Genomic DNA, 21,184 nt, shown 5'->3' with positions numbered 1-21,184 from the left:
TCAATCTTCCTTGTCTTTAACTAATTCGCCAGTATCGGCCTTCAGGTGCAGCTCGCGCGCCACGCCCTCGACGGTCAGCAGCTCGACTTCATACACGTAGACGTCGTGCTTTTCCTCCAGCTCGACTTCCAGCAGTTTCGCGCCGGGGTAGCGATCCAGTGCCTGTTGCAGCACTTGCTCCAGCGGCAGGATCACCCCCTGCTGCCGCAGCCGCAGCGCTTCGTCCTGATCGAGATCGCGGGCCATCGCCGCCGAGCAAACAATCACAAGCGCCAACGCCGTGCGGCTGGTGGCGCGAACATTAACCTTCATTACGTATCCTGATGATCCTTGAGAACCTGCCCAGTCACCGCGTCTAATTCCAGATCCCATTCCAGCCCTTGTGGATCACGCATTTCGACCTGGTAGACGTACTTGCCGTACTGCTCTTCCAGCTCGGTATCGGTGATGGTCGACCCCGGATGTCTGGTCAGCGCCGTGGCGTTGAGCTTCTCGAAGGAGACGATAGTACCAGCGTCGCGCAGGCGCAGGGCTTCGTCGGGGCCAAGATCGCGGGCATGGGCGAGGCTGGCGGTCAGGCCGATGATCGCGGCAATGGACAGGGCAGTCAGGGTTTTCATGGATGTCTCCGTATTTTTATGTGCAGCTACGGTGGGCACCTTAGCGGGATCAACTTAACTGAAACTGAATTGCCATCATTGCCCCTGTAGGAGCTGCCGCAGGCTGCGATCTTTTGATCTTGCCTTTAAAAATCAAAAGATCGCAGCCTGCGGCAGCTCCTACAGAGATCGGTAACATGTGCTTATAATTGTTCGCTTGCTAACGATCGAGACCGGTATGACTGCCATTCACATCAAGTTCCCCGCCCTCACCCTCAAGGCCGGCCCTCGGGCCATGGCGCGCATTCGTGCCCAAGGCCTGAACGCCGCCGACGTCGGCACCCTGCCCGGTGCGGCCGGCGGGCCGAAGGCGCTGGGGATTCAGGGGCTGGATCTGGCGTTGTTCGGCGAATGGCTGCCGAGCGCGCCGCGTGAGCGCTCGCTGATCGGTGCCTCGGTCGGTTCCTGGCGCTTCGCCAGTGCTTGCCTGCCGGACGCTGCCGAAGGCATTCGCCGCCTCGGCCAGTTGTACGCCGAGCAGAATTTCAACAAAGGCGTGACCATGGCCGAGATCAGCGCGAGCTCGCAGCGCATGCTCAATGACCTGCTCGACGGCCGCGACGCCAGCATCCTCGACAACGCCGATTACCGCCTGAACATCATGGTCGTGAAAAGCCACGGACGCCTGGCCGACGATCATCGCGGTCGCCTCGGCCTGGCGCTGGGCTCAGTGATTGCCGATAACCTGCGCGGTCGCGCACGGCTGTCGCGGCACTTCGAACGCCTGATCGTTCACGACCCGCGCCTCGCCCCACCGGTCAATGCATTGAATGACTTTCCGTCGCGCTTTGTCGCGCTCAATACGGGCAATCTGCGTCAGGCGCTGCTGGCCTCGGGGTCGATTCCGATGGTCATGGAGGGCGTGCGTGACCTGCCGGGTGCCGGTGCCGGCACGTTCCGTGACGGCGGGCTGCTCGACTATCACCTCGACCTGCCCTACAGCGGCGACGGCATCGTGCTTTATCCGCACTTCACCGACCGGGTGATCCCGGGCTGGTTCGACAAGACCCTGCCGTGGCGCCGCGCCTCGGTGGAGCGCTTGCAGGACGTGCTGTTGCTGGCGCCGTCGAAGGAATATCTGGCGCGCCTGCCCTACGGCAAACTGCCGGATCGTAACGACTTCAAGCGCTTCATGGGCGATGCGCCGAGCCGGCAGAAATACTGGCACGCGGCGATGGACGAAAGCCGCCGCCTGGGCGACGAGTTTCTCGAACTGGCGGCCAACGGTCGCCTCGCCGAGCGCTTGCTGACCCTTTAGTCAGTGTTTTCCCGCATCGCCAAACACAAGCTGGTAAACTCGCCGCCTGCCCGAATCGCTGCGGCGAACGCCACCTGAACAGAGCCGAAATCACTGTGGAAATCTTCAAAGAGTTTACTTTCGAATCCGCCCACCGCCTGCCGCACGTCCCGGACGGCCACAAGTGCGGACGCCTGCACGGTCACTCGTTCAAGGTGGCGCTTCACCTGAGCGGCGACCTCGATCCGCACACGGGCTGGATCCGCGATTTCTCCGAGATCAAGGCGATCTTCAAGCCGCTGTACGAGCGTCTGGATCACAACTACCTGAACGACATTCCTGGCCTGGAAAACCCGACCAGCGAAGTGCTGGCCAAATTCATCTGGAATGAAATGAAGCCCCTGCTGCCGGAACTCAGCGCGATCCGCATTCACGAGACCTGCACCAGCGGTTGCATCTATCGCGGTGAATGACCTGATCCAGAGATCACCGAAAAACCTGTGGGAGCGGGCTTGCTCGCGAATGCGCTCTGCCAGTCACACCAATGTTGACTGACACCATGTCTTCGCGAGCAGGCTCGCTCCCACAGGGATAGGCGGCGTGTCAGTTAATGAATAAACAGCCTTCACGGCTGTTTTTTTATGCCTATGCTTTTTGGCTCAACCCCGCCAAGAGGACAGGTCGATGACGGACTGGCTGCTGGATCAGGTCTTCGATTTCAATGGGCATCCGGTGCGCCACGCCGTGCGCGGTGACGGCCCGCCGCTGGTGTTCGTGCATGGCACGCCGTTTTCATCGTATGTGTGGCACCGCATCGCGCCGCATTTCTTTGCCAGTCACCGGGTGCATTATTTTGACCTGCTGGGTTACGGGCGCTCCGCACAACCGGATGCCGATGTTTCCCTCGGCGTGCAGAATCAACTGCTCGCGCAGTTGCTCGATCACTGGAACATCCAGCACCCGGACGTGGTCGCCCACGACTTCGGCGGCGCCACCGCGTTACGCACGCATTTGCTCGATGGCAAGGACTACCGCAGCCTGACGCTGATCGATCCGGTGGCGCTGACGCCATGGGGTTCGCCGTTCGTGCAGCATGTGCGCCAGCATGAAACGGCGTTCAGCGGCCTGCCGGACTACATCCAGCGCGCTATCGTCCCGACCTACATTCGCGGGGCGATTCACCGCGACATCCCCGACGAGGAGCTCGCGCCCTACGTGCAACCGTGGCTCGGCGATCCCGGGCAAGCGGCGTTCTATCGGCAGATCGCGCAAATGGACGAGCGCTACACCCGCGAGGCCGAACCGCTGTACCCGAGCATCCGCTGCCCGGTGCAGATTCTCTGGGGTGAAGCCGATCAGTGGATTCCCATCGAGCGGGGTCGGGCGTTGCACCAGATGATTCCTGGCGCGCTATTTCACTCCATCGCCAACGCCGGCCACCTGATCCAGGAAGATGCCCCGGAAGCGATCGTTGCCGCATTGCTGCGATTTCTTTGACGCGCGGCGTCCGCGTCCCGGAATGGCGCAAGTGCACAAAGTCAAAACCACTCATATAGAGTCGCTAAATGCCGAAAAAACAGTGTTCCAAGATGCACCATCAACGCACCAATTTCATGCCTATCCCTGCGCATGTGCGAATCCAAATCCCAGCTTTCGATTGTGTCAAAAAGCATTAACTTCACCATTTAGAGCCAACCCTTCAATCCATGTATGAAGCCCCCGTTTAATGACATGCCGAGATTTAGACGACCCTGACTTTTCAAGAATATCTTTCAATATGGGTGAATGAGTAACAACCCAAATCTGCGATCGCTTGCTGGCAGAACTAATCAAACCAGCCAACGACCTGAGCATATCGGGATGCAAACTGTTGTCAGGCTCATTCAAAACAATGAATGGAGGCAAAGAACTGGATGTCAGCGCAACAGCTAGGCAAATATATTGCAAAGTACCATCAGACAGTTCCCACGCATTGCTCGTGCGATTACTTTGAGGAAAGCGAAGTCCAAAAGAAACGGTACGTTCCGGCCTGGAAATCTCCAAAATCGCCCCTCCGAATGTATCCGCAATCAACTCTTCAACAACATCGAGATCTTGAACTATATATTTCTGCGTCGCCAGAACCGCAGCGAGATTTGCTCCAGACGAATGAAGTACGGTGTCACTAACTGCGTAGCAAGGCTTGCGAATGGGCGACTCAATATCAGTCCTGAAACCGTGATAAAAACGCCACCCCATAATTTCATGTTTGATACGTAACACCTCTGGAAAACGCTCTGCATCCGTGAGAGAGCTTAATGCCGTCGCAGAGGGGAATAGTCGAATAGCATTCGACATGTCGAGAACGGCCATTTCTCGATCCATCACCTTCAAGAAACCATTTTCTCGGAACATCAGAGTATGACTTTTCCGTCCATTATGAAAAATAAGTTTTTCGGTTTTGATTTGAGGTTCAAACTCAAAACCATCGCCCAATACAATCTTTTCTCCAAAAGCGGTTTTTTGCGGCACAAGTCCCGCTGTGATTCCGTAACTGTAATAGCCATCATCATCTGAAAAAATCGAGAAACGCACTTCAAAAATAATTTTTGAACGCTCGGCATTGCGCTTTGAACTCTCCGAAAGGATCGACTGCATGCCACCCTCCCGAACGATAAACCTCGAAAACTCTCCCGTTGCAGCAGCATGCACGAGCTTGAGTGCATTATATAAATTAGTTTTCCCAACTCCATTTGCACCATGAAAAATATTCAAACCATCAAGATTCAAAAACACATCATCAACAGAACGGTACCCTTTAATTGAAACAGACAATATTCTCACAATTAAAGCTCCTCACAAAATTCGCCATTAAACGAGACCACTCGATCAGCCAACTTTAATATCGACTCTCGATGAGCAACAATGATCACAATATTAGACGCATTATATTTTTTGATATTTGAGATCACTGTTCGCTCAGCAACCTCATCAAGGAATGCCGTGCTCTCGTCAAAAACGACGACCTTATGGTCTCGCAAAAAACTTCTTGCCAAGGCAAGACGTTGACGCTCGCCTCCCGACAACATTAACCCCCTGTCTCCAATTTCCGTATCCAGCCCGGATGGCAAGCCTTTTAGGAATCCATCAAGGTCAGCAAGTTTTAAAACTGCTTCTAATCTTTCATCTGGTGCATTTTGATCAGCGATTCTTAGATTAAATCTTAACGACCCGTTGAATAAACCAACCTCTTGGGATACGAAAGAAAACCTAGAATAGAAGTCTTGATCAGACAAATCTTCTATCGCAACACCACCATATTTGATTAAACCAGAAGAGGGTGTATAGAGCCGCATCAGCAACTTGACAATTGTCGACTTACCCACACCAGATGGACCGGTGATCGCAACTACTTCACCTGGAATAAATCGGATTGACAAGTCGTGCAGCACCTTTTCTGTAGGTCGCTCAGGGTAAGAAAAGCGAACATTAGAAAATTCCAGGTGATGACTAATATTCGCAAGCTGATTACCTTTTCCAACATGCCGAACTTCACAAGCGTCGAGATGTTTTAGTAAGGGTGCAAAGCCACCGAGTGATTCAATCATGCTACCAATACTTTTCAAAAGAGCATCGTATGGCTGACACACCTGAAACATATAGGCTGCAACCATTACAAAATGACCAACACTTATCTCTTCGGAAAGCAACCTTAGTGAAGACTCATAAAGAACAACAAAAAAAACAAGCGAAAAAATACATACCCTAAAAACTTCTAGACAAGTACTTTTCCTATAAAAACCCAACCAAGACTGATAAACACCTTCTTGATCTTCACGAAAAAAACGCAACAGAAATTCATCGGCCAAATATATACGTATCGTCTCAATATTCGAAACAATTCCATGAATGGCTTTTGAACTTCCCATCTCTTTTAATATCACAACCTTGAACAACTCCGACAAGCGCCCGATCATTGAAGAGCTAAGAATTGCATACATAAAAACATATAAAAAAATCATGAACATTACGAAAAAATCTTTAAAAAAACCCAACACAACTAACGATACGAGTATTTGAACGATAGAGGGTAGTACACTAACCAGCATTGATCGAATTGTGTTATCCATACTCGCCGAAGCACATTGCAGGACCTGCGCCAGCTGCGCCGGGCCTTTTATAAGGCTCTCACATGCAGACAAACGAATAGATCTCTTAATGAACATCTCGCCAAGATTTATATTCACCCGCTGGATAAACATCATAGTCATTACATCAGACAAATGAGAAAACACCTGAGATATAAAAACAACGCCAACTACCAAACTCAAAAACATCAAAAACTGCTCATGATTACCTGACGCAACCGCAAGCATCCTCTGCAAAAATAAAGGTACGAGACCAAAACCTATCGCGGTAAGGAAAATCAAAACTACTAAAAAGGCCAAACGACTTACGTCTTTTGACTTCATGGACAACTTCAATAGCGTATAAGTATCAACAAATCCTTTGACATTCATTTGGATACTTCCCGAAAAATCAGCTTAAACAGCTCATGAGGCAACAGAGGAAAAGATTGGTCACCTGTCATTAAAGAATTCAGGGCCAGTTGCTCTCCGGCACACCCTTTCATCAGACCACACCCTAAAGTAGACGCCCCCTGAATCGTCCAATACTTACTTTCTAAATCGACGTTCAAAGCTTTCTTGAATAGTCGCTGATAAATTAACTCCACCCCCAACGCTCCGTTTGAAACTGAGAAATTTTCTTTACTGCCCGAAGCTTTTAAATTCTTCTCGAACATCGCTCGAAAGTTGTGCTCCTGCAAAAACCTGTCAAGTAGATCGATATTAAAATGTCTTCTTAAAAAATCGAACACATAAATAATTCCCGCGCCTCCATGCGCCCATCCAAACTCATTTTGAAGCTCTATGCTTCGAGGCTTATGTCTTAAATCTGGCCAGTTGCCAAGTTGCGGATCAAAGCAGTTGATTTCCGACGTAATTACGCCTTTTATCAATGGAAGGACCGTTTCATCAGATATATCAAAAACCATCGCATATACAGCGATCGAATAAGCGATACCTGCTTGTCCATGCGAAAGCCCACATAATATTTTTTTAGGATGCATTGAGATATTACTAGGGAATAGTATCTGTTCACCGTCTAATTCAGATCTCGCGACTAACGCCTCGAATAGTGATCTAGAAATATCTTGCCACTCCTCCTTCTTTGACAATTGAAAATAACAGCTGGCGACTACCAAAGCTCCAGCAAGACCATAGATCAAGCCCGAACCTAGATTTTTATATTCTTCAGAATAAAAAGCCGCAACAATTTTATCGGTTGCAATTGAAAGAAAGGAGGGATTTCCATGTATAAAAATTGGCGCTATAGAACTTAACCCACCGACATACGCTCCACCTATTGGAGACGACGATAGCAACTCACCACCTAAAATCATTTCAAAATATGCAAACAAAAATTCCTTATTCTCCGATTCTGATTCGAATAATCTCCCAATAGCAGCGAGATAACCAAGCCCACCCGAACCTGCAAACAAATCAAACCCCACGGTAGTTAACTCGAGATAGCTTTCACACCTACTTGTAAATATTAAAGGAGGAGACCGAGTATCAATCATGTGTTTAGCAGTTACATTTACTGCAGAAGGCATTTTTTTTAGAGTCAAGAAACTGGAATCTTCTTCCTCAAAACCATGAACTTGATTAAACCTACAGTTCAAGTCAACTATTTTTTCCGCCTCTCGGTATACGCACTTTAAAAATTGAATCTCGTTGCCAAACCCCTCATTCACTATGCGATGTAAATTATCCTTCACACTGTCGTATCCGCTTACATAATTAATCAACTTAATACTTTCAGCCGCATGAGTTGACCAAACAGCAAGATCTTTCGCACAAGAAGTAAATCTAGGAACATCCCCAAAAAAGCAAGATTCAACCTCCGCCTTTAAGAGAGCGGAGTCGGCCCGATGATCTTCGACTGATCCGAGGCAAGACTCGATATATTTTCTTCTATCCTGGTTATTTTTTAGAAACCAAGGATGATAGGAAGCCTCAATCACCAAGCAATAGTTAGCGGTATCTCTCAAGATTATTCTATTTGTTAGATTAGATGTTTGATTCAAAAAATCTACAAAACGCTTATATTCATAAATTATGACCTTGTAGCACTCAACACAACCTGCAACGATATTTTCAATATAGTCTATTGGATTCTGTACCTCACCATTAAACACCACCGCATTTGGATTCGTGTTTAATGATGCTTTTCTAACAGCTTGTTTCCGAAATATATTTCCTATGCCCGCGTGCTCGGTGTCGGCAAGTCCATCTGTGTACTTAATAACATTCGGCACAAGCCCTGTTCTAGGTATTCCCAAACGCGGCGCATCAACATAGACATGATGAAATACTGCCTCCAAGTCGACCGGAACGGGGTTTCCATGATGAGTTACGATATTTTCATAATGGAGGTCGGTAATTCCTAACGACGCAGCCGCAGCAATCAAATAACCTGCCAATCTATAGTAATTCTCTACCTCCGCCTTGCTTTTCAAAGGAGCCTGATCACACCACTTCACCCACCCGAAACCTTGCCCCGTTAGGTATTCTGGAAACTCCCAGCCGCGAATACCACATTGTTCATTGAAAAAAACTCCAAGAAACTCGCTTGTTTTCTTTTCCAACTCCAAATCACGCAACTTCAAGGCAAAAGCAGGGCATCCTTGAACATAAAAAAGTGCTACGTTTTTATTTCCATCGTGACTCTCGTCTCCCAGCAAAAACACATCACTCACTTCATGAGGACCATCCAAAAAACCACTACGCAGCAATTCTGGAAGCGACTCTAAAAAACACTCTTTCACTAATGAGAAATTCTCTAGTTCATCCACAAAAAGTTTATCCAGCAAGTACCTCAGCGAATCGTACTTCCTCAAAAACTCGAGATACAATTCATCCTGCGCTAAAAAATCCTCGTAGGTCATCCTGACCCCAAGGTTTTCGTTAACATGTGACACCTCTGCCTCGATGGATTGGCGAACATAGCTTTCCACCTTATTTACTACGTGTATAGCAAAGGCATTAGCCAACTTTCTATCAATCAGACAAGCAAGATCAAACCTCTTACTCTCATACAGGCTACTTAAAAATTCATTCACTAAAATCCTGTGTGAACCAGAATAAGCCGCCATAGAATCAACCATCGACAAATCACTCATTAACACTTCCTTATGTCAATTGAAAGGCCGCCTTGAGGCGGCACATACCTAGTTAAAAACGACTACACTGGCTCTGGATACCAGTCCATAACAGGTGCCACTTTTTATTGATTTCGGAGAGTAAGAAGCATAGCAACACCGACCGAAACATTGAGTACAATTACTTGTTGCTGCCCCCGTATGTACTGGCCTAGTCAGTTCCATTCCCGGGGGAGTGTTCTCAACTTGCATAAGAAGTGGATCTACGTACTTTTCCCCAAAGACAGCGCTCATCATAACGCCGTCTGCCCGAATAACATCTTTAATAGTTTCAATATCAACGTTTCGAATATTCATCTCACATCCTTGTATCGCCATTAGAATTTTCTGAAAAATCGTGAATCACTTGCACTTATAGATATATTGGATCAAGCCTTTACGGTCAATAAATTAGAGGCAGGAATAAGACTAATATCGTGTAGGATTATTCCAGCAAGCCCATGGGAGCAATCCATATTTAATCCAAAATATGAAGATTTTCACACAAACAATAAATTCGTTAGAAAACGACATGCCTACTGATCTAATACTTAGATGCTCAACAATCAATAACTTAGACATCTTCAAACATTGGGACGGACGCTACTCAAACCTGGCACGACCACTGCAACCCAACCCGCGTCCCCCCTCTTCAGCAAGGAACGCCCCATGACGCAGAACGATCCCGGCAACGACTACCCCCTCAGCGAAGTCCCGATGCATGCGCGAAAAGGCCTGGCCTCGACCGCCATGGTGTTACTGGGATTCACATTTTTCACCGCAACCATGTTTGCCGGCGGCAAGCTCGGCGTGGCCTTCAGTTTTGGCGAGATGATGGCGGTGATCGTCGTCGGTAACCTGCTGCTCGGGCTGTATGCGGCGGGGCTGGGTTATATCGCCTTCAAGAGCGGGCTTAATTCGGTGCTGATGGGGCGTTTCTGTTTTGGTGAGGTTGGCAGCAAACTCAGTGACCTGATCCTGGGATTTACCCAGATCGGCTGGTACGCCTGGGGCACTGCAACCGCCGCGGTGGTGATTGGCAAATACTTCGCGCTGGAGCAAGGCACGGTGCTGGGCCTGATGGTGCTGTTCGGCCTGGTGTTCTGCGCCACGGCGTATGTCGGTTATCGCGGCCTGGAGATCCTCTCGTACATCGCGGTGCCGGCGATGATGTTGCTGCTGATGCTGTCGATGTGGGTCGCGACGGTAAAAGTCGGTGGCCTCGAAGATTTGCTCAGCGTGGTGCCGACGGGTTCGCTGGACTGGTCGACCGCGATCACGCTGGTGTTCGGCACCTTCGTCAGCGGCGCGACGCAGGCCACCAACTGGACACGTTTCTCGCGCTCGGCAAGGGTTGCCGTGCTGGCGAGCCTGATCGGTTTTTTCATCGGCAATGGCCTGATGGTGCTGATCGGTGCCTACGGCGCGATCGTCTATCAGCAGCCCGACGTGGTTGAAGTGTTGCTGCTGCAAGGTTTCGCCATGGCCGCAATGGCCATGCTGCTACTGAATATCTGGAGCACCCAGGACAACACCATCTACAACTTTGCCGTCGCCGGCTGCAACCTGCTGCGCACCGGCCGACGCAAAACCGTGACCCTGGCGGGCGCGGTGATCGGCACCCTGCTCGCGCTGCTGGGCATGTACGACATGCTGGTGCCGTACCTGATTCTGCTGGGCACGGTGATTCCACCGATTGGCGGGGTGATCATGGCCGACTTTTTCTTCCGCTGGCGCGGGCGCTATCCGCGTCTGGCCGACGCACGGCTGCCGGCGTTCAACTGGCCGGGACTGGGGGCTTACGCGGTCGGCACGCTCACTGCGTTCCACTCGCCCTGGGTCGCGCCGCTGGTAGGGATTGCCGCCGCCGCGCTAACGTATGTCATCGTCACCAGCCTGCTCGGCGCCCGTCGCGCCAGTGCGCCACTACCAGACCTATAAGAAGGATTCGCCTGATGCACATTATCAACGCCCGACTGCGCAACCAGGAAGGTTTGCACGAATTGCACCTGGAAGACGGCCTGATCCGCAGCATCGGCCGCCAGACCGAAGCCCCGACCCTCAACCCCGGCGACCTCGACGCCGGCGGCAATCTGGTGGTGCCGCCCTTCGTCGAGCCGCACATCCACCTCGACGCCACGCTGACTGCTGGCGAACCGCGCTGGAACATGAGCGGCACGCTGTTCGAGGGCATCGAGTGCTGGGGCGAACGCAAGGTCACCATCACCGAAGAAGACACCAAAACCCGCGCCAGGAAGACCCTTCAAGCCTTGGCCGCTCACGGCATTCAGCACGTGCGCACCCACGTCGACGTCACCGACCCGCAGCTCACCGCGCTGAAGGCGATGCTCGAAGTCCGCGAAGAAACCCGCCATCTGATCGATCTGCAAATCGTCGCGTTCCCACAGGAAGGCATTGAGTCGTTCCGCAGCGGTCGCGAGCTGATGGAAGAAGCGATTCGCATGGGCGCCGATGTGGTGGGCGGCATTCCGCATTTCGAGTACACCCGTGATCAGGGCGTCAGTTCGGTGAAGTTTCTGATGGACCTGGCCGAACGCACCGGTTGCCTGGTCGATGTGCATTGCGACGAAACCGACGACCCGCATTCGCGCTTTCTTGAGGTACTCGCCGAAGAGGCCCGCAGCCGCGACATGGGCGCGCGGGTCACGGCCAGCCACACCACGGCGATGGGCTCTTACGACAACGCTTACTGCGCGAAATTGTTCCGTTTGCTCGGTCATTCCGGGATCAGTTTCGTCTCGTGCCCGACCGAAAGCATTCACTTGCAGGGACGCTTCGACAACTTCCCGAAACGTCGGGGCGTGACCCGGGTCAACGAGCTGCTGGAGGCCGGGATGAACGTGTGTTTTGGCCAGGATTCAATCGTCGATCCGTGGTACCCGCTGGGCAACGGCAACATCCTGCGCGTGCTTGAGGCGGGGTTGCACATTTGCCATATGCTCGGCTATCGCAACCTGCAGAACGCGCTGGATCTGGTCACCGACAACAGCGCCAAGGCCATGCACTTGGGCGAACGATACGGACTGGAACAGGGGCGTCCGGCGAACTTGCTGATTCTGTCGGCGGACAGCGATTACGAAGTGATCCGTAGCCAGGGCCTGCCGCTGTATTCGATTCGCGGCGGCAAGGTGCTGATGAAGCGGCAGATGCCGGTGGTGGAGTTCAGCAGCCCTCTTAACTGACCGCCATTTCCTGTAGGAGCTGCCGCAGGCTGCGATCTTTGTTTTTGATTCTAAAAACAAGATCAAAAGATCGCAGCCTGCGGCAGCTCCTACAGAATGCTCGCGATCCTGCATGGGTATGCATTTCCCTGTGGGAGCTGGCTTGCCAGCGAAGGCGATTGCCGCTTCAACCGATCAAGCGAGCCGTACCAAACAACCTGACCCGCATCAATTCGCCCCGCTCTTCTTCAAGCAACACCGGCGCCGTCCCGCCCGGCATGACGACGTGCACCTCCCCACTCGCCACCCAACCCACCGCCCATGCGGCACAGGCCACTGCACTGGCGCTGGTACCGGAAGACGCCGTCGGTCCTTCACCACGCTCGAACACTCGGGCGACGATGCGCTGCGCTGACTCAAGCGCGGCCCATTGCAGATTGACGCCCGCCGGGCATGGCTGGCCGGCGCCCGTCGGCATCGCGTAGGCGATTCGGGTCAGGCCTTCGGCCCATGGCGACTGGCGCATTTGTGAGTTGCTCGGCAACTCGGCGATGTCGGTCAACAACGTTACGCAATGCGGATTGCCGATGCGCACGAATTGACTGTGCTGCCACGCGGAATCGAGTTGTGCCAATGGCGCTACGTGGCTCACCTCATGACCATTCAACCCGCGCTGTTCAACCTGCTGCGCACCCACCGCTGAAGGCCCGAAGCCCGGTTGACCAAGGTCCAGCCAGAAACCGTTCACGCCTTCGACTACGGCCGGTTTCACCGAGGTTTCCACGGCATCACCCTTGTCGTGATGCACTCGCAGCGACACCCCTTGCGCCGGCATCAGCCCTTGCTCCAGCAACGACTGGGAAAAAATCGTCAGGCCATTGCCACTGCGCTCGGCCAAGGTGCCGTCGGTGTTGACGATCAGCACGTCGAACGGCGGCGCTGACTGGAACGGGCCGATCAGCAAACCGTCGCTGCGGTGCGCCTTGCTCCCCGCCGGACGCTGGCCCTCGGGCCAGTCGCAGCACAGCGCAATGGCTGCCTGACTCCACGCCGGTCTCGACACCGCACACTGCGCGGCTCCCATCGGCAGATCGATCCCCGCCTCACGAAGTGCCTGCGGCGAAATCACCCCGTAAATATTGCCTCGCGCATCGTAGAACTGCGTCATCACCGATCTCTCTCACCTTGTCGAAGCCATCACTGTAAACCGCGATCCCTTGTAGGAGTGAGCCTGCTCGCGAAAGCGGTTTGTCAGCGGCCATATTCATTGCCTGAACCACCGCAATCGCGGGCAAGCCCGCTCCCACAGGGTTCTGCACAGAACGGGCAATTGTGAACACCGGTCATCCAATGTGGGAGCGAGCTTGCTCGCGAAGGCTGCGTATCAGTCGCCATATTCATTGGCTGATATACCGCATTCGCGAGCAAGCTCGCTCCCACAGGTTAGGATGTCGGCTGCCCCGCCCCGAGACCTGCGATCGAACCTCGCCGCGCGATGACTGTCATTCGGGGGACGCGACGTTTTTTGCCAAGGATCGATATGACCAGCCTCAACCCCCAAGACACCTTCGTCCCCGGACGCCTGCAGCAGATGTCGACGCGCATCGCTTTCTTCATCGCCGGCCTGGGCATTGCCGCGTGGGCGCCATTGGTGCCATACGCCAAGGCTCGCGCCGGGCTCGACGAAGGCACGTTGGGCCTGCTGCTGTTGTGCCTCGGCGTCGGCTCGATTCTCGCAATGCCGCTGGCGGGGATTCTCGCCACGCGCTTCGGCTGCCGCAAAGTCGCCACCGGCGGCACCCTGCTGATCTGCGCGGCGCTGCCGTTGCTGGCGACGGTATCGTCGATTCCGGCGCTGATCGCCACGCTGTTCATGTTCGGTGCCGGTCTGGGCACGGTGGATTCGACCGTCAACCTGCAAGCGGTGATCGTCGAAAGGGCCAGCGGCAAGCACATGATGTCGGGCTTTCATGGCCTGTTCAGCCTCGGCGGGATTGTCGGTGCAGCGGGGGTCAGTGCCCTGCTCGGCCTCGGCCTGACACCGCTGGCAGCGATGCTGGTAGTGGTAGCGGTGTTGGCCGGCGCGCTGTTCAAGTGTGTACCGCACATGTTGCCGTACGGCAGTGAAAGCTCGGGACCTGCCTTCGCCATTCCCCACGGCATTGTGTTGTTCATCGGCGGCATGTGCTTCATCGTGTTCCTCACCGAAGGCGCGGCGCTGGACTGGAGTGCGGTGTTTCTTGCGCAGGAGCGCGGGATCGACACGGCGTACGCGGGATTGGGTTATGCGGCGTTTGCATTGACCATGACGGCCGGACGTTTGATGGGTGACCGGATCGTGCGGACTGTCGGTGCAACGCGGATCATTCTGTTTGGTGGTCTGTTGGCAGCTGCAGGTCTGTTTCTGGCGACATTCGCGCCGAGCTGGGAAGCGGCATTGGTCGGTTACGCACTGGTGGGTGCGGGTTGTTCGAACATCGTGCCCGTGCTGTACACGGCGGTGGGCAAGCAGACGGTGATGCCGGAGAGCATCGCGGTGCCAGCCATTACTACCCTGGGCTACGCAGGGATTCTGGCGGGACCGGCGGTGATCGGCTTTGTCGCGCATGCCAGCAGTCTGAGTTTTGCCTTCGGGTTGATGGCGCTGCTGTTGGTGGCCGTCGCCATCGGCGGCAAAGTCCTCAAGGTCTGAACCCCATCATTGTGGCGAGGGAGCTTGCTCCCGCCGGGTTGCGGAGCGCCCCCAAAAAATCGGGCCTGCTGCGCAGTCCAGCGGGAGCAAGCTCCCTCGCCACAGGATCAGGCGTTATCAGAAACCGACGCTGGCCTGCACGAAGAACGTACGCGGCGCGCCGACATACATCCCCGAATTGTTGTCGCTGGAGCGGGTGAAGTACTGCTTGTCGAAGACGTTTTTCACCCCGGCACCCAGTTTCAGATTCGACACTTGTGGCCCGAAGTCATAACCGCCGCGCACGTTCCAGGTTACGTAACCCGGAATGTCGCCATACTGCCCATCGGCCGTGCCTTCGGTGATGTAATTGCCGTTGAAGCTGCCATCGGCGTTGACCCCGGTACCCGGTGAGCGCTGTTTGGACTGGGCGAAACCGTCGATGTTGTAGGTCCAGCGGTTGATGTCGTAACGCAGCCCCACGGTCGCCACCTGCCGCGAATAGAACGGCAGATCACGGCCCTTGAAGCCCGGAATCTCACCCTCGTAGGTGGCGCGGGTGTAAGTGAGACCGGCGTTGGCGGTCAGCCCGTCAAGGCGTGGATCGAGCGCGGCCATGTCGTAATGCACCGACGCTTCGATGCCCTGATGCTTGGTCGCGCCGAGGTTGGTCCAGCCGACATCGTTGCTGATGTATTGCAGCTCGTCATCGAAGTCGATGTAGAACAGCGTCACTTCCCCGCCCCACACGTCATCGTTGTAGCGCGTGCCGATCTCGTAAGTCTTGGCCTTTTCCGGCTCCAGGCCGTTGGCGGTCTGGTCACCCGAACCGCCCTGGCCGAGCTGGAAATACTGCAGGCTGCCGAACGAGGTTTCGTAGTTGGCGAACAGTTTCCACGCGTCCGACAGGTGATACATCACGCTCAGCGCCGGCAGCGGTTCATTGCTCTCGATGCTGCGGTTTTTCTCCGGCACGCGCTTGCCTGCGGTGTCGAGCACGGCGCGGTCATGCCAGTCGGTGCTGATGTGTTCGAAGCGAATGCCCGGGGTGATGGTCCAGTTGCCGACGTCGATCTTGTTGTCGACATACACCGAGTTGGCCTCGGTGCCACCGGTGCGGTCCTGGAACACATGACCGTCGGACGTCGGCGTGACCACCGGCTGATTGTTGACCAGCGCCAGACGACTCGACTGTTCGTGCATCGCCTCTTTCAGGTAGCGATAACCGACGCTGACTTCCTGAGTGGTCGGGCCGACGTCGAAGACCCGCGACACACGCGGCTCGACACCGAGGGTGTAGTAGGAACGCGGGTACGAACTGAGGGTATTCTGGTCACGTGCGGCGATGGTGCTGCCGCGAAAACTGTCGGTGTAATAGGTCAGGATTTCTGCCTGCGTACGCTCGTCGATCTGGCGAATCCACTTGAACGATACGTCCTTGCGCCGACCGCTGAAGTTGTCGTAATCGCGCACCGAGTCGTACGGCTTGTCGTCGTACTGCTTCTGCGTCAGACCGCCCGGCATGTCGGCGCTGGCGTCGTAGTAATGAAAGTTGAGGCTGAAATCGTCCTGATCGGTCGGCGCCCAATGGGTCTTGAGCAGCACGTCGTCGATGTCGTTACCGTTGTTGCGCTCGCGGTAACCGTTGCCGTTGACCCCGGAATACAACAACGCCACGCCCATGCCGTTGTCGGCGGTGCCGCCGAGGAACGCCGTGTCGATGTGTTTCCAGCCGCCGTAACGGGAGGTTTCCAAAGTGGTGCCGATTTCCCCGGTGGCTTTTTCCGGGATGGCGCGGGTGACGAAGTTGATCACCCCGCCAACGTTCTGCGGCCCGTAACGCACGGAACCGGCGCCACGCACCACATCGATGCTGTCGAGGTTGCCGGAAGAGATCGGCGCCATCGACAGTTGCGGCTGGCCGTACGGTGCGAACGCGGCCGGCACGCCGTCGATCAGCACCGTGGAGCGTGGCGACAGGCGCGAAGTCAGGCCACGCACGCCAACGTTCAACGCGATGTCGCTGCCGCCGGTGCCGTTGGAGTCCTGCACCTGCACGCCGGGCACGCGCTTGAGCACATCACTGACGTTCATCGCGCCCTGCTCGACCATGGCTTCGCGGCGGATCACCGTGCGCGCACCCGGGTGGTTCTGCACCACCGCGGCATCAGCGTCACCGAGCCAGTCGCCGACCACTTTGATGTCGGTCACGCCCAGTTCCAGCGGGCCATTGTTGGCAGCGTTGGCGGCCGGTGCGAGGGTCACCGAGCCTTCGTTGATCTGATACTCCAGGCCGCTGCCCTGCAACAACTGACGCAGCGCCTGCTCGGGGGAAAGATTGCCGTCGACCGCCGGTGCCTGTTTGCCAGCAACCAGATCCGGGCTGAAGAAAACCTGCAGCGAAGTTTGCTGGCCAAGTTCGCTCAGGGCCTGGCCCAGCGGCTGGGCGCGGATGTGAATGGCTTCAGCGGCGAAGGCCAGCGGCACGGCGGCATTGACCGCCAGCGCGAGAGCCAGCGGCAGCCAAGGGGATTTTTTGTTGTGGGCTGAGGTGTTTTTCACGTCGAACGTAGTCCTGTGGATCGCAAGAGTGTGCGTCTGTTAATGCAAACCAGTTGCAGTTGAACAGGAAGACGATGAACTCGAAAAAAACCTGAATGTTATTTTGAAATTATTTCCTGACTGCCGTCGGCCAGGGTGCGCACGGCCACCGGCAGGATGTTTGGCAGGGCCTTGAGCAAGGCGTCGGTGTTGTCGGATTTGAACACGCTGGTCAAGCGCAGGTTGGCCACCGTCGCGTTGGCAACCTTCAGCGGTTTGTCGCGATAACGCGAAACCTCCGCCACCACTTCGCTGAGGCTGGCGTTGTTGAACACCAGTTTGCCGCTGCGCCAGGCCGTCAGCTCGACGGGGTTGACCGCATAGGCCGCAGCGACTTTGCCCTCGGCGTCGACATGGGTGCCGAGGCCTGCGGTGAGGTTGATGAAAGCATTGTCCGGTGCATTGCGCCCCTGCACCTTGACCGTGCCCTGCTCCACCGAAACCCGGGTTTGCGTGGCATCGCGGCGCACATCGAAACGCGTGCCGGTGACCGTGACCTTGCCGCTGCCAGCCTCAACCACGAACGGGCGCGCGGTGTCGTGCTGAACGCTGAACATCGCTTCGCCCTCACTCAACTCGATCAACCGCCGATCCTTCTCATAGCGCACCTGCAAACGGCTGCGGCTGTTGAGGTCGATTACCGATCCGTCCGGCAGCGCCACATGCTTGCGCTCACCCAACGCCGTCGCGAACTCGGCGCTATAACCGTCCGGGTGATTCAGACCGCTGAACAAACCGAGGCCGAGCGCCACCGCGAGCACACTGGCGGCCACGGCATAGCGCGCCAGTGGGCGACGTTCGCGACGGGCCGGCGGGGTTTCAACGAGGGCCTTGAGGCGTGGCGCCGGCAGCAGATCCGCCGCCGTCCACAGGCCTTGCAGCAACTGGAATTCGTCACGGTGTTGCGGATGCTGGTTCAGCCAGACGTCGAAGCGCTGCTGTTCGTCGGCACTGATCAGCGGTTCCTGCAAACGCACAAACCAGCGTGCCGCCTCATCGCGCACCATTGTTTGCCCGCACGCGCAATCACGGGTATCCATCATGGAATGTCCTGTCGGGCTGGGGATGAAAAGCGGTGGCCGCTCATGACTGCATGCCATCGAGACGGTCGCGCAGATGCCGCAGGGTGCGAATCATATATTTTTCGACCATGTTCCTGGACAGTCCCAGGCGTTCGGCGATCTCTGCCTGGGTCAGTCCTTCGATCTTCTGCCAGACGAAAATCTTCCGGCAGTTGAGCGGCAGTTCCTGCAGCGCCCGTTCGATGGAGTCGGCCAACTGGATCGCCTGCATGTAATGCTCCGGGTCGCCGGTTGACGACACACTGTGATCGATCGCCTGCGACTCCATGGCTTCCCGTCGATCCTCACGCCGATAACCGTCGACCGCGATGTTGCGTGCGGTCTGGTGCAGATACGCCCGTGGCTGCTGCACCGCTGCCGAATCGGATTCGAGCACCCGCACAAAGGTGTCGTGCGCCAGATCCTCGGCCTGCGCGCGATTGCGCAGACGCCGGGTCCAGGTGCCGATCAACTCTTCGTAATGCTCGAAAAAGCCGGGTCTGCGGGGCAGCATGGGGTTCATGACAGCGTGCTGGGGAAAGAGGCGTGAATAGTAATGCTTCCTATTAAGGCAGGCAATTCATTCCTTGGAGACCCGATCCGCCGTTCATCTCCAGGTCATCGTGCTTTTGCAATCACCTCACTCATGTATTGATGCAGATCGCGAAAATCCTGAACGCTCCAGGCGTGCGGCGCGATCTTCACGCCGTTGTCCTGCAAGGTTTTTGGAATCAGGTTTCCATTGGGACGAAGGATGATCGAGGACACGATGACGCCCGGATAATCCTTAAGGCGTTTCTTGAAGGTGGCTGTTGTCAGGTCAGGCGTTGGCGGATTGCTTTTATTGGCCAATGGCCCGGTTGCCTTGATATCGGCGCCGTGGCATACAGCACAGCGCTGGACATAAAGATTTTTGCCGTTGGCATTTTCTGCCACGGACAGGGAGGTCTGAATGACTGATAACAATGCGAATAAGGCGACGAGGGTTGTTTTCATTTTTATAAAGGGTCAGAGGCTGAAACGGACGGCGCACAGCTAAGCACACATCAGGAAGCCAATTTCCACGTATCGAGAAATTGCCGGGCAGCGACCCACGTCGTCGAGTTTTTCGCAGCCGTCCCGCCTATTGTGTAAAATGCCGCCCGGGTGCCACCGCAACAACGCGGCAGGGCAGGTTTAATTCAGCGCAGGTCGGGCCGCCGCGCGGAGTTGCTGTGCCTATGAGCCACGATCCGTCACGCCTGCAGGCTGCCCGTCAGGAGTCGCCTTCTGCCCTGGCCTTTCTCTCGCGATTTTTCGCCGCCGAGTCCGCCGGTGGCCTGATTCTGATGGCCGCTGCCCTGGCCGCGCTGCTGGTCGCCAACTCGCCTTGGGCGGCCACGTATTTCTCGACCTTGCACATCAAGATCGCCGGTCTGTCGATCGAGCATTGGGTGAATGATGGCCTGATGGCGATCTTCTTCATGCTGGTGGGCCTGGAGATTAAGCGCGAAATGCTCGCCGGTCAGTTGTCGACCTGGGGTCAGCGCGCGCTGCCGGGCTTTGCCGCACTGGGCGGGATGCTGGTGCCCGCCCTGATCTACGTCGCGATCAACTGGGGCAATCCACAAACCCTCAGCGGTTGGGCGATTCCCGCGGCCACCGACATTGCTTTTGCCCTGGGCGTGCTGTCGCTGCTGGGCAAACGGGTGCCTGTGTCGCTGAAAATCTTCCTCTCGGCGCTGGCCATCCTCGATGACTTGGGCGCCGTGGTGATCATCGCGATTTTCTACACCAGCGGGCTGTCGGTGAGCATGCTGCTGGCGTCGCTGGCGGTGATTGCGCTGCTGGTGATCCTCAACCGCTGCGGGGTCAGAAAGCTGTGGCCGTACCTGATCGCTGGCGCCCTGCTGTGGTTCTTCATGCTGCAATCGGGGATCCACGCGACCCTCGCCGGGGTGATTCTGGCTCTGTGCATTCCGCTGGGTAACCCGGAGGACGAGCACAACTCGCCGCTGCTCTACCTCGAAGAAAAAATGCATCCGTGGGTGGCGTTCGCCGTGGTGCCGATTTTCGGCTTCGCCAACGCCGGGGTGTCGCTGACTGGCATTTCCCCGAGCAACCTGCTTGAGCCGGTGCCGTTGGGCGTCGCGTTGGGCCTGGTGTTCGGCAAGCAGATCGGCATCCTCGGCCTCGGTGCCCTGGCGATTCGCAGTGGTCTGGCGCAACTGCCGCAAGGCGCGAGCTGGCTGCAACTGTATGGCGTCGCCCTGCTCTGCGGGATCGGCTTCACCATGAGCCTGTTCATTGGCGCGCTGGCGTTCCCGGGCGCGCCGCATCTGGTCGACTCGGTGAAAGTTGGGGTGTTGCTGGGTTCGATCCTGTCCGCGCTGCTGGCGGTGGTCGTGCTGACGAGTGCGGGTAAGGCGAAGGCTTCGAGCTGACCTCAAGGTCTCATCGAAACAAAAAACAATGTGGGAGCGAACCTGCTCGCGAAGGCGCTGGTTCAGTCAACAGCTTCGCTGACTGAACTGACGCTATCGCGAGCAGG

The 21,184-nt window shown here is 55.7% G+C and carries 17 protein-coding genes; 7 read left to right on the top strand and 10 right to left on the bottom strand.

The window, feature by feature from the left end:
• Nucleotides 1-312, bottom strand: coding sequence for a PepSY domain-containing protein (locus B1722_RS26235; RefSeq protein WP_041070842.1), 312 nt, complete (start codon nt 310-312; stop codon nt 1-3).
• A complete protein-coding gene (locus tag B1722_RS26230) occupies nt 312-620 on the bottom strand; it encodes a PepSY domain-containing protein (protein WP_041070839.1) in 309 nt (102 codons plus the stop codon). Before B1722_RS26230 ends, B1722_RS26235 begins: the two co-directional genes overlap by 1 nt.
• A 217-nt stretch (nt 621-837) precedes the next feature.
• Between B1722_RS26230 and B1722_RS26225 the strand changes: the two genes are divergently transcribed.
• The 3 genes from B1722_RS26225 to B1722_RS26215 all read left to right on the top strand — a co-directional run bounded on the left by B1722_RS26225 (nt 838) and on the right by B1722_RS26215 (nt 3,393).
• Nucleotides 838-1,917, top strand: a complete 1,080-nt coding sequence (locus tag B1722_RS26225) for a hypothetical protein (protein WP_086794865.1) — start codon at nt 838-840, stop codon at nt 1,915-1,917.
• Between the two features lie 95 nt (nt 1,918-2,012).
• On the top strand, nt 2,013-2,369 hold the full coding sequence (gene queD, locus B1722_RS26220; protein WP_007915588.1) for a 6-carboxytetrahydropterin synthase QueD: 357 nt from the start codon (nt 2,013-2,015) through the stop codon (nt 2,367-2,369).
• Between the two features lie 211 nt (nt 2,370-2,580).
• On the top strand, nt 2,581-3,393 hold the full coding sequence (locus tag B1722_RS26215; protein WP_086794864.1) for an alpha/beta fold hydrolase: 813 nt from the start codon (nt 2,581-2,583) through the stop codon (nt 3,391-3,393).
• 165 nt (nt 3,394-3,558) lie between these two features.
• On the opposite strand, the gene B1722_RS26210 is transcribed toward B1722_RS26215, so the two are convergent.
• From B1722_RS26210 to B1722_RS26200, 3 genes are read right to left on the bottom strand one after another with little or no spacing between them, the layout of a single operon-like run.
• Nucleotides 3,559-4,719 carry an AAA family ATPase gene (locus B1722_RS26210; protein ID WP_176393389.1) on the bottom strand — a complete coding sequence of 387 codons (1,161 nt, stop codon included), beginning with the start codon at nt 4,717-4,719 and terminating at the stop codon, nt 3,559-3,561.
• A gap of 2 nt (nt 4,720-4,721) precedes the next feature.
• Nucleotides 4,722-6,395: an ABC transporter ATP-binding protein gene (locus B1722_RS26205; protein ID WP_086794862.1), complete on the bottom strand. Its 1,674-nt coding sequence runs from the start codon at nt 6,393-6,395 to the stop codon at nt 4,722-4,724.
• Complete coding sequence (locus B1722_RS26200; RefSeq protein ID WP_086794861.1) at nt 6,392-9,121, bottom strand: DUF4135 domain-containing protein; 2,730 nt, start codon at nt 9,119-9,121, stop codon at nt 6,392-6,394. The genes B1722_RS26205 and B1722_RS26200 overlap by 4 nt, the downstream gene beginning before the upstream one ends.
• 687 nt (nt 9,122-9,808) lie before the next feature.
• On the opposite strand from B1722_RS26200, the gene codB reads away from it, so the two are divergent.
• Complete coding sequence (gene codB, locus B1722_RS26195) at nt 9,809-11,080, top strand: cytosine permease (protein WP_086794860.1); 1,272 nt, start codon at nt 9,809-9,811, stop codon at nt 11,078-11,080.
• Nucleotides 11,081-11,094: 14 nt separating this feature from the next.
• Nucleotides 11,095-12,342, top strand: coding sequence for a cytosine deaminase (gene codA / locus B1722_RS26190; RefSeq protein WP_086794859.1), 1,248 nt, complete (start codon nt 11,095-11,097; stop codon nt 12,340-12,342).
• A 166-nt stretch (nt 12,343-12,508) separates the two neighbouring features.
• On the opposite strand, the gene B1722_RS26185 is transcribed toward codA, so the two are convergent.
• Nucleotides 12,509-13,489 carry a DeoR family transcriptional regulator gene (locus B1722_RS26185; RefSeq protein WP_041070820.1) on the bottom strand — a complete coding sequence of 327 codons (981 nt, stop codon included), beginning with the start codon at nt 13,487-13,489 and terminating at the stop codon, nt 12,509-12,511.
• A 372-nt stretch (nt 13,490-13,861) separates the two neighbouring features.
• Between B1722_RS26185 and B1722_RS26180 the strand changes: the two genes are divergently transcribed.
• The gene (locus B1722_RS26180) at nt 13,862-15,013 is read left to right on the top strand and encodes an MFS transporter (RefSeq protein WP_041070818.1); all 1,152 of its coding nucleotides are present in this window, start codon (nt 13,862-13,864) and stop codon (nt 15,011-15,013) included.
• 117 nt (nt 15,014-15,130) lie between these two features.
• Here B1722_RS26180 and B1722_RS26175 read toward each other — a convergent pair whose 3' ends face one another.
• The 4 genes from B1722_RS26175 to B1722_RS26160 all read right to left on the bottom strand — a co-directional run bounded on the left by B1722_RS26175 (nt 15,131) and on the right by B1722_RS26160 (nt 19,650).
• The gene (locus B1722_RS26175; protein ID WP_086794858.1) at nt 15,131-17,554 is read right to left on the bottom strand and encodes a TonB-dependent receptor; all 2,424 of its coding nucleotides are present in this window, start codon (nt 17,552-17,554) and stop codon (nt 15,131-15,133) included.
• A 98-nt stretch (nt 17,555-17,652) separates the two neighbouring features.
• On the bottom strand, nt 17,653-18,636 hold the full coding sequence (locus tag B1722_RS26170; RefSeq protein ID WP_086794857.1) for a FecR family protein: 984 nt from the start codon (nt 18,634-18,636) through the stop codon (nt 17,653-17,655).
• 40 nt (nt 18,637-18,676) lie between these two features.
• Nucleotides 18,677-19,177, bottom strand: coding sequence for a sigma-70 family RNA polymerase sigma factor (locus B1722_RS26165; RefSeq protein WP_003223490.1), 501 nt, complete (start codon nt 19,175-19,177; stop codon nt 18,677-18,679).
• Between the two features lie 95 nt (nt 19,178-19,272).
• Nucleotides 19,273-19,650 (bottom strand): c-type cytochrome, encoded by a 378-nt coding sequence (locus tag B1722_RS26160; protein ID WP_027614010.1) that lies wholly within the window; start codon nt 19,648-19,650, stop codon nt 19,273-19,275.
• Nucleotides 19,651-19,874: 224 nt separating this feature from the next.
• Here B1722_RS26160 and nhaA point away from each other — a divergent pair, with 224 nt between their 5' ends.
• Nucleotides 19,875-21,077 (top strand): Na+/H+ antiporter NhaA, encoded by a 1,203-nt coding sequence (gene nhaA, locus B1722_RS26155; RefSeq protein WP_086794856.1) that lies wholly within the window; start codon nt 19,875-19,877, stop codon nt 21,075-21,077.
• The last annotated feature ends 107 nt before the right edge of the window (nt 21,078-21,184 follow it).

This window comes from Pseudomonas sp. SCPG-7 (genome assembly GCF_002156405.1).
In the GTDB taxonomy this organism is placed as follows: Bacteria; Pseudomonadota; Gammaproteobacteria; order Pseudomonadales; family Pseudomonadaceae; genus Aquipseudomonas; species Aquipseudomonas parakoreensis.
This window is presented reverse-complemented; position numbering and strand designations above follow the sequence as displayed.